Annotated in this window: 10 protein-coding genes; 4 read left to right on the forward strand and 6 right to left on the reverse strand. The window is 70.8% G+C overall.

Annotation, left to right across the window (positions count from 1 at the left end; translation table 11 throughout):
- Positions 1–56 precede the first annotated feature (56 nt).
- The 3 genes from ACEZHJ_RS13400 to ACEZHJ_RS13410 all read right to left on the reverse strand — a co-directional run bounded on the left by ACEZHJ_RS13400 (position 57) and on the right by ACEZHJ_RS13410 (position 5,226).
- The gene (locus ACEZHJ_RS13400; protein WP_375036615.1) at positions 57–3,761 is read right to left on the reverse strand and encodes a DUF1631 family protein; all 3,705 of its coding nucleotides are present in this window, start codon (positions 3,759–3,761) and stop codon (positions 57–59) included.
- A gap of 65 nt (positions 3,762–3,826) precedes the next feature.
- On the reverse strand, positions 3,827–4,273 hold the full coding sequence (locus tag ACEZHJ_RS13405) for an HPP family protein (RefSeq protein ID WP_163138795.1): 447 nt from the start codon (positions 4,271–4,273) through the stop codon (positions 3,827–3,829).
- A gap of 275 nt (positions 4,274–4,548) precedes the next feature.
- The gene (locus tag ACEZHJ_RS13410) at positions 4,549–5,226 is read right to left on the reverse strand and encodes an OmpA family protein (protein WP_259201541.1); all 678 of its coding nucleotides are present in this window, start codon (positions 5,224–5,226) and stop codon (positions 4,549–4,551) included.
- A 160-nt stretch (positions 5,227–5,386) separates the two neighbouring features.
- On the opposite strand from ACEZHJ_RS13410, the gene ACEZHJ_RS13415 reads away from it, so the two are divergent.
- A complete protein-coding gene (locus ACEZHJ_RS13415) occupies positions 5,387–5,986 on the forward strand; it encodes a GNAT family N-acetyltransferase (RefSeq protein WP_259201542.1) in 600 nt (199 codons plus the stop codon).
- Positions 5,987–6,035: 49 nt separating this feature from the next.
- Here ACEZHJ_RS13415 and ACEZHJ_RS13420 read toward each other — a convergent pair whose 3' ends face one another.
- Positions 6,036–7,055 (reverse strand): class I fructose-bisphosphate aldolase, encoded by a 1,020-nt coding sequence (locus ACEZHJ_RS13420; protein WP_163138797.1) that lies wholly within the window; start codon positions 7,053–7,055, stop codon positions 6,036–6,038.
- A gap of 195 nt (positions 7,056–7,250) precedes the next feature.
- On the opposite strand from ACEZHJ_RS13420, the gene ACEZHJ_RS13425 reads away from it, so the two are divergent.
- The gene (locus ACEZHJ_RS13425; RefSeq protein ID WP_375036616.1) at positions 7,251–8,891 is read left to right on the forward strand and encodes an acyl-CoA synthetase; all 1,641 of its coding nucleotides are present in this window, start codon (positions 7,251–7,253) and stop codon (positions 8,889–8,891) included.
- Between the two features lie 71 nt (positions 8,892–8,962).
- Positions 8,963–9,631 carry a rhomboid family intramembrane serine protease gene (locus ACEZHJ_RS13430; RefSeq protein ID WP_018718934.1) on the forward strand — a complete coding sequence of 223 codons (669 nt, stop codon included), beginning with the start codon at positions 8,963–8,965 and terminating at the stop codon, positions 9,629–9,631.
- Between the two features lie 15 nt (positions 9,632–9,646).
- Here the strand turns inward: ACEZHJ_RS13430 and ACEZHJ_RS13435 are convergent, their stop codons facing one another.
- Both ACEZHJ_RS13435 and ACEZHJ_RS13440 read right to left on the reverse strand, forming a co-directional pair.
- Complete coding sequence (locus ACEZHJ_RS13435) at positions 9,647–10,162, reverse strand: methylated-DNA--[protein]-cysteine S-methyltransferase (RefSeq protein ID WP_163138799.1); 516 nt, start codon at positions 10,160–10,162, stop codon at positions 9,647–9,649.
- Between the two features lie 5 nt (positions 10,163–10,167).
- Entirely contained in the window at positions 10,168–11,616 is a 1,449-nt protein-coding gene (locus tag ACEZHJ_RS13440; RefSeq protein ID WP_018718932.1) for a DNA-3-methyladenine glycosylase 2, read from the reverse strand.
- Between the two features lie 352 nt (positions 11,617–11,968).
- Here ACEZHJ_RS13440 and fabG point away from each other — a divergent pair, with 352 nt between their 5' ends.
- Positions 11,969–12,715, forward strand: a complete 747-nt coding sequence (gene fabG, locus ACEZHJ_RS13445; protein WP_018718931.1) for a 3-oxoacyl-[acyl-carrier-protein] reductase — start codon at positions 11,969–11,971, stop codon at positions 12,713–12,715.
- The last annotated feature ends 4 nt before the right edge of the window (positions 12,716–12,719 follow it).

Consider the following 12,719-nt stretch of genomic DNA (forward strand, 5'->3'; position numbering starts at 1 on the left):
GTGCCGTTCCGGCCGTCGTCAAGGGCGTGTCAGGGCGGCGTCGGTGAGCCGCCGTGTCAGCGCAGCGGCTGTGGCCGCTCGATGGCGTAGCCCTGGAGATAGTCCGCGTCGATCTCGCGGAGCCGGTCGAAGAGGTCGATGCGCTCGACGCCCGCGGCGATGATCCGGCGCCCGAGGAGGTGGGCCATCTCGGTGACGGTCTGGGTCATCGCCTGATCGGCGCGGTCGAGATCGATGCGCTCGACCACCTGGGGGTCGAGCTTTAACAGGTCCACCGGGAGCAGCCGCATGAAATCGTAGCCGGCGAGGGTGGTGCCGAAGGCGTCGATGCACAGCTCCACGCCAAGGCCGTGGGCACGGTCGAGGAAACGCACCACGCGCTCGAGCTGGCCGGCCGCGGTGGCCTCGCTGATCTCGAGGCAGACCCGGGCGTTGCCGTCGCGTTCCCGCCCGGCGGAGAGGCGGGAGAGGGTATCGAGGACGGTGTCGTCATCCACGCTTGCCGCGGCGATGTTCACGTGGACCACCGTATCGCGTCCATCCCGCGCCGCCAGGCGCCGGGCAAGGGCCATGCCGTGACGGATCATTGTGCTGTCGAGCTGGGGCATGCGCCCGCGCTGGCGGGCGACACCGAGGAACTCTCCGGGCAGCAGCCGCTGTTCGCCGCCACGGTCGTAGAGGGCGGGGAACAGCTCGTAGCGCTGCTCGCGCTGACGCTCACCGTCCCGTGGCTGGATGCGCTGGGCGCGCAGGGAGAGCGAGTCGGCCTGGATGGCGTCGTCGATGAGCCGGCAGAGATAGTCCTGGTCCACCGGGGACTCGTGGCTCGGTGCGGGCACGAGTGCGCTGGCCTCGTTGTCCCGGGCGCGGGCGCACGCCTCGCCGAGGCGCTCGAGGAGCCGGTCCGGGATGCTGTTGTCGGTGTCGAAGACGGTGACCACGGCGGCGACGCGCCAGGGGGTGTCGGCCAGCTCGCCGCGGATGCGTCCGGGCAGCGCACTGACGCTGCGGCGCAGGCGCTCGGTGAGCAGCTCCGCGGCCTCGGTGTCGGCGACGTCGATCACCGCGGCGAACTCGTCGCCGCTGACCCGGGCGACGATGCCGTGGGCGCCGGCGGCACGGCGGATCAGGTGCGCGGCGCGCCGCAGCAGCCGGTCGCCGGTCACGCGCCCGGCGCGCTCGTTGATGGCATTGAGGTCGCGCAGCGCGATCTGCACCACCGCGTAGCGGCGGCCGGCGCCGTAGTGCGCGAGCTGCTCCAGGGCCCGCGCGAAGGTCTTGCGGTTGTAGGCTTCGGTGAGCGGGTCGCGTGTCGCCCGGCGGATCAGGGTGTCATGGGCCTGCACCAGCGTCTCGCGCCACTGGCGTTCGGTGAAGGGGGCCTCGTCGAGGTCGTCGACCACGCGGCAGCCGTCGCGCAGGGTGTTGGCGACCTCGTCCAGCCCCAGCTCCCGGGTGGTGTGTCCATCGCGCGCCAGGAAAACGAACCGGCGGCGGTGCGTGTCCATCCAGCGCAGCTGGAGCGGCTCGCCCTCGCGCGCGGGGACCAGCCAGTCGCCGATGCCGAGCAGGCGCGCCCGTGCCTGCCACAGGCCCGGGCGTTCCGGGGGGCCGTGGGGACGCGGTGGTGCGTCGGTGTAGTCGATCGCCGGCTCCGGGGACTCGCCGCGGCACACGGCGAGCACCGCCGACTCGATGGCGTCCAGAGTGTCCGCCAGCCCCGGCGTGAGGCGCGAGAACTGGCGGAGCTGGAAGCGTGCGTACTCGACCACCCGCTCGGCATCGCGGATCGGGCCCGGTGCCTCGTCGTCGTGTCCCAGTCCGGCGAGCAGCCGGTCGATCACGGCCACGCAGCGCCGCCAGGTATCGTGCTCGCCACCGAAGCGCAGCCGCACGAGCACCAGCAGGTTCCGCCAGCCGTCCGTCATCAGCTGTGAGAGCAGCTGTGGTACGCGATGCCCGTCGATACGCTCCGCGAGGACAGCGTCGACGGCCTCACGGGCCTGCTCCAGCCGGTCCCGGCCTGCGAGCTGGCTGTCAATCCGCTCGATCTGCTGGGCGCGCTCGCGCAGTGGTTCCGCCGCTGCCTCGGCGACCCGTCGTGCGGCGTCGTCCACCATCGTCGCTTCGCCCCGTTCCAGTGCCGGGCGAACGAGCGCGTCCACGGTCTGGCGCAGGCCGAGGGCGTTGCGTTCCGGGAGGACGTTCATGGCCACCCCGGCGCGCTCCATGGCATCGATAAGCCGGTTGACCGGGCTGGTGCCGCCGGCGAGGAAGGCGCCACTGTCGATCTGTTCCTGACGGGCGGCGGCGGCGAGCTCGTCGGCCCAGTCACGGACGTAATCCGGGGTGGCGCGGTCGGCACGGATCTGGCGGAACCAGCGATCCACTGCGGCGAGGTTCTGGCGCTGGTCCACCGAGGCCGGGCGCGTCGCGGCAGGAGTCGGTCCCGCGATGCCGGTGTCGCCGTCGGCCGGGGCGGCCGCGGGGCCGTGGTCGCCGGCACTATCAGAGGGGCCGGCCCCGCCGGTGTCGTTGGCCAGGGTCTCGAGCTCCCGGGCAACACTGGTGAGCGCGGCGGTGGTGACCCGCTCGCCGTCGTGGCCGCCACCCGCCGCGGCCGTCGGGTGCGGTTCCGTGACCTCCGTCGCGCGGCCGGTCGCCACCCCGTGGCCGGTAATGCGGGAGCGGCCGCGTTTGCCGGCGGAGCGGGCGTTGTCGTCGGACAGGGCCCGTCCGCCGCCGAGCATCCGGATCTCCGGACGCTCCTTCTCGGCGTCGGGCAGCAGCCCGGCCTCGCGGAACTCGGCGTTGATGCGCTCGTAGAAACGTGGCAGGGCGCTGAAGACCTTCTGGCCGAACACCTCGTAGATGGTATGGACGGCGATCGACGGTACGCGGTCGAGGCCCAGGGTCTCGCTGAGGGCGCGGGTCAGGCCCTCCGGCGAGACCGGGTTGGTCGAATCGTCCAGGGAGGCGTCCAGGGCGTAATTCAGGCGGCGATTGAGCGCGCGCAGCGCATTCCGGTTGCGCCGCTCGGCGTCGCCGACGAGCTCGGAGCGGCGCAGCCAGTCGTCGAATTCCTGCTCGTCGACCAGTGACAGCTCACCGGGTGTCGGGTCGTGCTCGGGCTCCTCGTCGATCTCGCCGCTGCCCTCGCTGAGGTGGTCGACACCGTCGAGGACATGACGCAGGAAGGTTGTGGGCAGTGTCTCGCGCTGGCGACGAACGATCTGGAAGGTCTTGAAGACGCTCGTCTGCTCCTGGGTCGTGGCCACGGTGCGCGAGCGGTTGAACAGCTCGTCCACCACGTCGGAGGCGAAGGTCGGGATGGTTTCGTTGCATAGCCATTCGGCGTGGCGCCGGCAGACCTCGTGGACCCAGCGGACCCGGGCGTTCGCGCCGCTGCGCGGTGCCGGCGATTCCGGCCGCGGCGGTGCGCCGGCGCCCGCGACGGACTGGAGGGTGCCGACCAGCTCCGGCTGGGGGCTCTCGAACGCCAGGCCGACCCCGGCCGGGGTGCTGCGGGCGATGCGCGCGGCGATTTCGCGGGTCTCGCCGGCGACGGGATCGTAGAAACACACGTGGCGGTGATCGTCGATCGTCAGCGACGCGGCTGCGCCCGAATCGTCGACGGCGGCGAATACGCCGCCGACGCAGACGTCCTGCAGGGTCACGGCGACCCGGTTCTGCCCCTGATCGACAATCTCCGCCGGCCACTGGACCGGGTGTCTCTGGTATGCCCGACGCTCACGGCTCATGGTTCTGCCTTGTCTGCCGCGTGAGTGGATGCCCCGCGCGTCCCCCTCGACGCGCCCGGCGTGGATCAGTTCATGCCGGCCGGCGTCTCGCCGCGCGCGGCGCGGTGGAGCGCGGCGAGGATGTCCTCGCGCGCGATGATGCCGACCAGCCGCTCCTCGTCGAGGACCGGGAAGGCCTTGTTGCGCATTTCCACCATGCGCTGGAGCACCCGTGTCAGGGGCAGCTCCGGCGGGACCCACAGCGGGTCCCGGGTCATGCCGTCCGCCACCGGACGGCACATGATTTCCTCGTAGGGCGGCATCATGTGCGCGGTGTCGAAACGGAAGGCGGCGAGCAGGTCGAGCTTGGTGATCACGCCGCAGAGCGTGCCACCGTCGTCGACCACAGGAATGCTGTTGAAGTCGTACTGCGCGAACAGGGCATCCAGTGCGGACAGCGGCTGGTCCGGGGCGATGGTGATTACGTCACGCACCATGACGTGATGCACCTTGTAATCGAGGAACGGATACATGGTGGCCACCTCCTGCTAGCCGTGTGCCGCTGCACCGGCCGTGCCGGTGCCCTGCCTGTGCGCCGGTGGGCGATCCCGGCCCGGGCGCGGGCGCACGCCGTGTTGCCCGCATCCGCGGGCGTAAGGATCGTGCGCGGCCGCGCGCCGTCGCCGTGCGCCCGTGTCATGGGCCGGGCAGGCAGGCCGGTGTCTCCCTGGCCCGACAACATACCGCATCACACGGCGTTTTGCCCGGGATCGCGCAAAAAACCGGACGTTCCCGTCCGGCGGTACGCCTACTGCGCGCGCAGCGGCGTCAGCTCCAGGGTCACGCGGCGGTTCTGCTGACGGCCCTGCTCGGTGTCGTTGCTGGCGATCGGGTAGTCCTCCCCGTAGCCTCGGGCGATGATCCGCTGACTGTTGATGCCACGGTTACGGAGGTAGTCCGCCACGGTCTGTGCCCGCCGCTCCGAGAGGCGCTGGTTGTAGTCCGCCGGACCGGTGCTGTCGGTATGGCCGGCGACGTTGATCACGGTCTTCTCATATTCCTTGAGCACGAGCGAGACGGAGTCGAGGACGTCGAAGAACTGCGAGCGCAGGTCGGCACTGTCCGTGGCGAAGGTGACGTTGCCGGGCATGTTGAGGATGATGCGGTCCCCTTTGCGGGTGACGCTCACACCGGAGTTGCGCAGGCGCTGGCGCAGCTCCGCCTCCTGGCGGTCCATGTAGTTGCCGATTGCCGCCCCGGAGAGGCCGCCGATCCCGGCGCCGATGAGCGCGTGCTGCCGGCGCTCGGTGGCATCATCGCCGGTGGCCAGTCCCACCACGGCGCCGGCGACCGCCCCCACCGCGGCGCCGGTGGTGGTATTGCTGGTCTGCGGCTCGCCCGTGTATGGATCGGTGGTCTGGCAGCCGGCGAGCAGGGTGGCGGTCAGCAGTGCGAAGGCACCGGCTCTCATGGAAACGGAACGCATGGGTAGGTTCTCCCGTTCTGGTTGTCGAGGCGTGGCGGGCGTCGCCCGCCCGGACCTCTGGTATACTGTTTTTTGCGATGCAGCAAAAGCGCCGCCACGCCACAAGCGCGGCCGGCCCCTTGCGTGCGCATCGTCCGCACCAACACAGCGGGTATGCAACGTGAACGACGAATCGAACACCATCGACGGCCAGCCCGTCGTCATTCGGCGACTGCTCTGGCAGGAGCGCGGCGCGCTGGCCGCGCACCTGGAGCGCCTCTCGGAGACCGATCGCTATCTGCGCTTCGGTGGCCGTGTCAACGATGCCTTTCTCATCGAATACGCCAACCGCAGCGACTGGCTGCAGCGCACCGTCTTCGGCGCCTTCGTCGGCGGTGATCTGCGTGCCGCCGGCGAGTGCCAGATCCTCGCCCGGGACTGGCCCCGGCAGGCCGAGCTGGCCTTCAGTGTCGAGGCGCCGGTGCAGGGCCGGGGCATTGGCACGCAGCTGTTCCAGCGCCTGATCACCTTCGCGCGCAACCGCCGGATCCGGCGTGTCTATCTCACGACGCTGCGCCACAACCGGCCTATGCGCCAGATCGCGCGGAAGTTCGGTATGACCCTGTGCAGCTGCGAGGACGAGGTGGAGGGGCGTATGGAGCTGATCGCACCCACGCCGGTATCGTTCTGGGACGAGGCGCTGGAAGAGGGCGGGGCCTGGTTCTGGACCGCGTGGAACGAGGCGGTGAGCGCCGGTATGCGGGAAGCAGGATCACGCTGACGGCGGTGGCCGGCGCACCGGGGAGTATCCCGGCACGCCGGCCACCGGCTTATGCCGCTTCCATGTCTGCCGAATAGCTGCCGCGGCGGGCCTCGCCGTTGAGCCGGGCGCGCTGGTAGAAGGCCTGCTGGGCGGCCCCGATGCGGTCGCTGTGGCCGCGCCAGGCCTGCTGTGCGGGCTCCTGGAGGGCCCGGCCGTAGGAGAACGTCAGTGACCAGGGGCTGGCACCCCCGGCGGCGTTGATGGCGTTGAGGTTGGCGGTCGCCTCTGCCGGGGTCTGGCCGCCGGAGAGGAAGGCGATCGCCGGTACCGCCGCCGGCACCGTCCGCCTCAGCACCTGCAGGGTATGCTCGGCCACGGCCTCGGGCGCCAGGCGCTCGCGCTCCTTGCCAGGCAGGATCATGTTGGGCTTGAGCACCATGTGCTCGAGGCTCACGCCGTAGCGGTAGAGCGCGTCGAAGACGCTACGGTGCACCCACTCGGTGATCGCCGCGCAGCGCTCCACGCCGTGATCGCCGTCCATGAGGACCTCCGGCTCCACGATCGGCACCATGCCGGCGGCCTGCACGAGTGCGGCGTAGCGGGCCATGACCTCGGCGTTGGCTGATACCGCCAGCGGTGTCGGGTTGTGTCCGCCGATGGTGTAGGTGTTGCGCCACTTGGTGAAGCGCGCGCCCTGTTCACGGAAGCCGGCGAGGCGCTCGGGCAGGCCGTCCAGGCCCTGGGTGATCTTGTCGCCGGGGGCGTTGACCAGATCGATGGTGCCCTTGTCGACCTTGATCCCGGGGACGATCCCCGAGGCCTCGCAGACCTCCGGCAGGGTGCGGCCGTCGTCGGCGCGCTGGCCGAGGGTCTCCTCGAAGAAGATCACTCCCCCGATGTAGTCCTCCACCCCCGGGGTGGACACCAGCAGGGAGCGGTAGGTGCGCCGGTTCTCCTCGGTGGATTCCACGTCGATGGCCTTGAAGCGCTTGGCGATGGTGCCGAAGCTCTCGTCCGCGGCAAGGATGCCCTTGCCGGGTGCGGCCATGCGCTCGATGGTCTCAGCGAGCTCGGTGTAGTCGGTCATGGGGACTCCAACCTCCGGGGTCTGGACGGGCGCGGGCGCGGCGGGCGCCCGCGGCAGTGTTTAAAGGTCTTTCGCGCTCGCTTATGGTACGACGGGTACCGGGCGCACCGGAAAACCGGTCGCCCGCGCGCACGGGCCGTATATCCTAATCAACGCGGGCCCGGGCGGCCACCGTCATCACAGGAGGAGAGAGCGATGCTCGCGAGCGCGTCCAGCTACGAGGCGCAGTGCCGGGCATTCCGCTGGCGGATACCGGCGGAATACAACATCGGTGTCGATGTGCTTGATCGCCACGCCGATGCCACCCCGCAGCACACGGCCATCATCCACGACCTCGGCGACGGCGGCGCCGAGCACTGGAGCTTCGAGCGCCTGCGCGCGGATTCCAACCGGCTTGCCAATGCCTTCGCCGGGCTCGGTCTGCAGCGCGGTGACCGGGTCGGCCTGCTGCTCTCCCAGCGCCCGGAGACGGTGGTCGCCCACACCGCCGTCTACCGTCTCGGCGGTATCGCGGTCCCGCTGTTCACCCTGTTCGGCCCCGACGCGCTGGCCTACCGCCTCGGCGACTGCGGGGCGCGGGTGCTGGTGACGGACGCCGCCTGTGCCGAGACGGTGGCGGCGCTGCGCGAACGGCTGCCGGCACTGGAGACGGTGATCGTCGTCGGCGGCGACGCGCCGGCGGGGATGCACGCCTGGCGGACGCTGCTCGACGGGGCGTCGGCGGCGTTCACTCCGGTGACCACCCGGGCCGAGGACCCGGCGGTGATCATCTACACCTCGGGCACCACCGGCCAGCCCAAGGGGGCGCTTCACGCCCACCGGGTGCTGCTCGGCCATCTGCCGGGGGTGGAGCAGCCCCACGAGGGCTTCCCCCAGCCCGGGGACTGTTTCTGGACGCCGGCGGACTGGGCCTGGATCGGCGGCTTGCTGGACGTGCTGCTGCCCTCGCTGCACCACGGGGTACCGGTGGTCGCCCACCGGGCGCGGCGTTTCGACCCGGAGGCGGCCTTCGCCCTGATCGCCCGCCATGGGGTGCGCAATGCCTTCCTGCCGCCCACCGCGCTCAAGCTCATGCGCCAGGTCCCCGACGCCGCCGAGCGTTTCGGCCGGCACCTGCGCTCGGTGGGCAGCGGTGGCGAGAGCCTCGGTTCGGAGCTGCTGGACTGGGGCCGGGAGACCCTGGGGGTGACGATCAACGAGTTCTACGGCCAGACCGAGTGCAACCTCATCGTCGCCAACCGGGCGGGGCTGATGCCGTTGCGCCCGGGGTCCATGGGGCGCGCCGTGCCGGGCCACCGGGTGGCGGTGATCGACGAGGCGGGCAACGAGCTGCCCGCGGGGGCGGTGGGGGCGATCGCCGTGCACGCCCCGGACCCGGTGATGTTCCTCGGCTATTGGAACCGGCCCGAGGCCACCGCGGAGAAGTTCCGCGGCGAGTGGCTGGTCACCGGCGACACCGGCTGCGTGGACGAGGACGGCTACTTCCGTTTCGTCGGCCGGGACGACGACGTCATCACCTCCGCGGGTTACCGCATCGGTCCAGGGGAGGTGGAGGATTGCCTGATGCACCATCCCTCTGTGGCGATGGCGGCGGTGGTGGGCAGCCCGGACCCGCTGCGCACCCAGGTGGTGAAGGCGTTTGTCGTGCCCGCCGAGGGGGTGACCGGCGACGAGGCGCTGGCAGAGTCGATCCGGCAGTTCGTGCGCGAGCGCCTCGCCGCCCACGAGTATCCGCGGGAGGTGGAGTTCGTCGCCGAGCTGCCCATGACCACCACCGGCAAGATCATCCGCCGGGAGCTGCGCGAGCGCGAGCAGCGGCGCAAGGGCGGCGGCTGAGGCGCGTGCACCGGTGCAGCCGGGGGCGCTATGATGCGCGCACCATATACGTCCCGCTGCCTGGAGTACCGATGCTACAACGTGACACCAGTCTGCCTCCGGCGGTCTTCGCGCTGCTGGTCGTGAACGCGCTCGTGTTCGGCGCCGAGCAGCTCATCGGCATGACGGCGGCGGATCAGCTCGCTCTCTGGCCCCTGGGTACGCCGGACGTCGCGCGCACCGCCACCGGGCTGATGCGCGTGCCGGACTTCGCGGTCTGGCAGCTGGTGACCTACGGCTTCCTCCACGGCGGGCTGTTCCACCTGTTCGTCAATATGTTCGCGCTGTGGATGTTCGGCACGCCGATCGAGCGGACCCTGGGCACGCGGGCGTTCACGAGCTACTACTTCGTCTGCCTCGTCGGTGCCGGGCTGATCCAGCTTGTGGTCGCGACCATGGCCGCCGGCAACGGCATGATCTATCCCACCGTCGGCGCTTCGGGGGCGGTGTTCGGCATCCTGCTGGCCTTCGGCATGTTCTTCCCCAACCAGCAGGTCATCCTCATCTTCCCGCCCATCCCCATGAAGGCGAAGTACTTCGTCATCCTCTACGGCGCCTTCGAGCTCTTCGCGGGGGTGACCAACACCTTCTCCGGCGTGGCCCACTTCGCGCATCTCGGCGGCATGGCCTTCGGATTCGTCATGATCCTCTACTGGCGGGGCCGGCTGCCGATCAAGCCGCGCCGCCGCCTCAACCTCTAGGGCAACGCCCGGGGCTCACAGCAGCTCGGCCTGGGCGTCGGCGACCACGGCGCGGAAGCGCCGTTCGTGGGCGAGCAGCCAGCGCTTGCGCTCCAGTCCGCCGCCGTAGCCGGTCAGGCTGCCGTCCGCGCCGATCACCCGGTGGCAGGGGATGATCACGGCGATGGGGTTGCGGTTGTTCGCCAGTCCCACCGCACGGGCCGCCCCCGGCGTGCCCAGGCGCCGGGCGACGTCGCCGTAGCTCGCCGTTTCGCCGTAGGGAATCGCCAGCAGCGCGTCCCATACCCGGCGCTGGAACGCCGTGCCCGCCGGGGCAAGCGCCAGGTCGAAGCCCTCGCGGTCGCCGGCGAAGTAGGCGTTGAGCTGGGCCCGGACCTCGGTGAAGGCGGTGTCGTCACGCTGCCAGCCCGCCGCCGGGTCCGGGCGCGGATCGCCGGGATCGCGCAGGTCCAGGTGTGTGAGCGCGTATCCGTCGCCAGCGAGCAGGAGCTCGCCGATGGGGCTGTCCATCAGGGTGTAGCGCAGGGTCATGGTCCTTATCCTCCGCTGGCGCTTCGGTGCCAGAGATGCATGGCGGCGTAGGCGCGCCACGGGCGCCACGCCAGGGTGCCGGCGCGGACGTCGGCGGGACGCTCCGCGCCGACCGCGCGGCGCAGGGCGAGGTCGCTCTCGGGGAAGGCGTCCGGGTCCGCCAGCGCCCGCATGGCGACGTACTGGCTGGTCCACGGACCGATCCCGGGGATCGCGGTGAGCGCCGCGGTGGTTGCCTCCAGGGTGGCGGTGGGGGCGAGGGAGACGGCATCGTCGGCCACGGCCCGGGCAAGGGCCTGGATCGTGCCGGCGCGCCGGCTCGGCAGGCCGCAGTCGATGATCGACTGCAGCGGCGCCTCGGCAAGGGTCCGGGGCGTGGGGAAGAGCCGGTTCAGGTCCGGCCACGGCGTCCCTGTCGGTGCGCCGAAGCGCTCGATGAGCCGGGTGAAGACCGTGGTCGCCGCCCGTACCGCGATCTGCTGGCCGATCACCGTGCGCACCGCGATCTCGAAGCCGTCGATCGCGCCCGGGACGCGCAGGCCGGGGGCGGCGGCGACGGCGTCCGCGAGGCGCGGATCGCCGCTGAGGTGGGCGTCGATCACGCCGGGCGTGGCGTCCAGGTCGAAGAGGTGGCGCAGGCGCGCGCGCAGCGGGGTGAGCACCGGCAGCAGCGAGGGCGCCACCGAGATCCGGACCACCGGGCGGCGCGGGTCGTTGACCGCCTCGATCCATCCCGTGTGTTCGCCGATGCGCACCGTGCGCCGGTAGTAGTGCACCCCGTCGGTCTGCTCCACCGCCGGGGCGCCGCGACCGCCGAGGAAGGTCACCAGCGGTGACCACGCCAGCGGCGGGCGGTAGCCGAGCTTGAGTGTGACGGCCTGCGGCTCGCCCGCCGGACGGCGGCGCCGCAGGGCACTCGGTGTCAGCCGGTAGCGGCTGCGGAAGAGGTGGTTGAAGCGCCGGACACTGCTGAAGCCGGCGGCGAAGGCGACGTCGGCGACGCGCATGGACGTGTCCGTGAGCAGCTGCTTGGCGAGCAGCAGCCGGCGCGTCTGTGCGAGCTCCACCGGCGTGACGCCGTAGGCCTGCTGGACGAGGCGGCGCAGCTGCCGCGCGCTCACGCCGAGCTCGGCGGCGAGGGCGTCCACGCCGCCGTCGGTCAGGGCCCCGGCCTCGATGCGTGCGACTGCGATGTCGGCGGTACGGCGCGGCGAGTCCAGCGGCGAGGCGCCCGGGGCAAGCTCGGGACGGCAGCGCAGGCAGGGCCGGAAGCCCGCCGCCTCGGCGGCGGCCGCGTCCGCGAAGAAGCGGCTGTGTTCGCGCCGCGGCACCCGTACGGTACAGACCGGACGGCAGTAGATGCCGGTGGTGGACACACCGACGAAAAACGCCCCGTCGAAGCGGGCGTCACGCGCCTGTACGGCCTGGTAGCAGTGATCGGGATCGAGTTCCATGATGCGAGTCTAGATCGTCCCGCGGCGGGATGTCTCGCCGTTTTCGGACGCCTGATCCACGCCCGACTTCCGGGTTTTTCCGGGCGGCGGACAGGAGCGGGCGGGATGCGTGGGCGTTTGCGGACCGCCCGGCGCGCCTACAGGCGCGCTGGTGACACGGGAGCTTTCGTGACGCCGTCGTGCAGGCTGCATCGGCGGTGCGAACTCTGGCATAGTCGACCCACGGGTCGAAGCGGGGCGCCGGGCGTTCCGCACGGATCCGCAATCGATCTCAGGCAGCCGGCCGGGATGGGCCGGTAAACCGGTCTTCCGAGTGGACCGCACAACACAGGCCGAATAAGGAGTGAGCAGCATGGCTAGCCGCATCGATAACCAAGTCGCCCTGGTAACGGGGGGATCCCGTGGTATCGGCAAGGAGATCGCCCTGGAGCTGGCGCGTCTCGGCGCCCGTGTCGCCATCAACTACAACAGTGGTGCCGACGGCGCGAAGGCCGTTGCCAGCGAGGTCGAGGCCCTGGGCAGCGAGTGCCTGGTGCTGCAGGGCAACGTGGCGGACAAGCACGAGGCCCGCGGCCTGGTCCAGAAGACCATCGAGCACTTCGGACAGCTCGATATCCTGGTCAACAACGCCGGCATCACCCGCGACAAGACCCTGAAGAAGCTCACCGACGACGACTGGGAGGAGGTGATCAACACCAACCTCAACAGCGTCTACTACACGGTCAGCGCCGCCTACTCCCACATGATGGACCGCAACTACGGACGGATCGTGAACATCAGCTCGTTCGTGGGCCAGGCCGGCAACTTCGGGCAGACGAACTACGCCGCGAGCAAGGGCGGCATCATCGCGTTCACCAAGAGCGCCGCGCAGGAATTCGCCAAGCACAACATCACGGTGAACGCCATCGCGCCGGGCTTCACCGAGACCGAGATGCTGCAGAAGGTGCCGGAGGAGATCCGCGAGAAGATCCTCGCCAAGATCCCCATGCGCCGTTTCGGCGAGCCCAACGAGATCGCGCGTGCGGTGGTCTTTCTCGCCGCGGACGGCGACTACATCACCGGCCAGCAGATCAACGTCAACGGCGGCGTCTACATGTAATGCC

Source organism: Arhodomonas sp. KWT2, assembly GCF_041949875.1.
Classification (GTDB): Bacteria; Pseudomonadota; Gammaproteobacteria; order Nitrococcales; family Nitrococcaceae; genus Arhodomonas; species Arhodomonas aquaeolei.

Coding starts and splice junctions, on each gene's coding strand:
- ACEZHJ_RS13400 (WP_375036615.1), bottom strand. CDS start 3,761: ATGAGCCGTGAGCGTCGGGCATACCAGAGACACCCGGTCCAGTGGCCG.
- ACEZHJ_RS13405 (WP_163138795.1), bottom strand. CDS start 4,273: ATGTATCCGTTCCTCGATTACAAGGTGCATCACGTCATGGTGCGTGAC.
- ACEZHJ_RS13410 (WP_259201541.1), bottom strand. CDS start 5,226: ATGCGTTCCGTTTCCATGAGAGCCGGTGCCTTCGCACTGCTGACCGCC.
- ACEZHJ_RS13420 (WP_163138797.1), bottom strand. CDS start 7,055: ATGACCGACTACACCGAGCTCGCTGAGACCATCGAGCGCATGGCCGCA.
- ACEZHJ_RS13425 (WP_375036616.1), top strand. CDS start 7,251: ATGCTCGCGAGCGCGTCCAGCTACGAGGCGCAGTGCCGGGCATTCCGC.
- ACEZHJ_RS13430 (WP_018718934.1), top strand. CDS start 8,963: ATGCTACAACGTGACACCAGTCTGCCTCCGGCGGTCTTCGCGCTGCTG.
- ACEZHJ_RS13435 (WP_163138799.1), bottom strand. CDS start 10,162: ATGACCCTGCGCTACACCCTGATGGACAGCCCCATCGGCGAGCTCCTG.
- ACEZHJ_RS13440 (WP_018718932.1), bottom strand. CDS start 11,616: ATGGAACTCGATCCCGATCACTGCTACCAGGCCGTACAGGCGCGTGAC.
- fabG (WP_018718931.1), top strand. CDS start 11,969: ATGGCTAGCCGCATCGATAACCAAGTCGCCCTGGTAACGGGGGGATCC.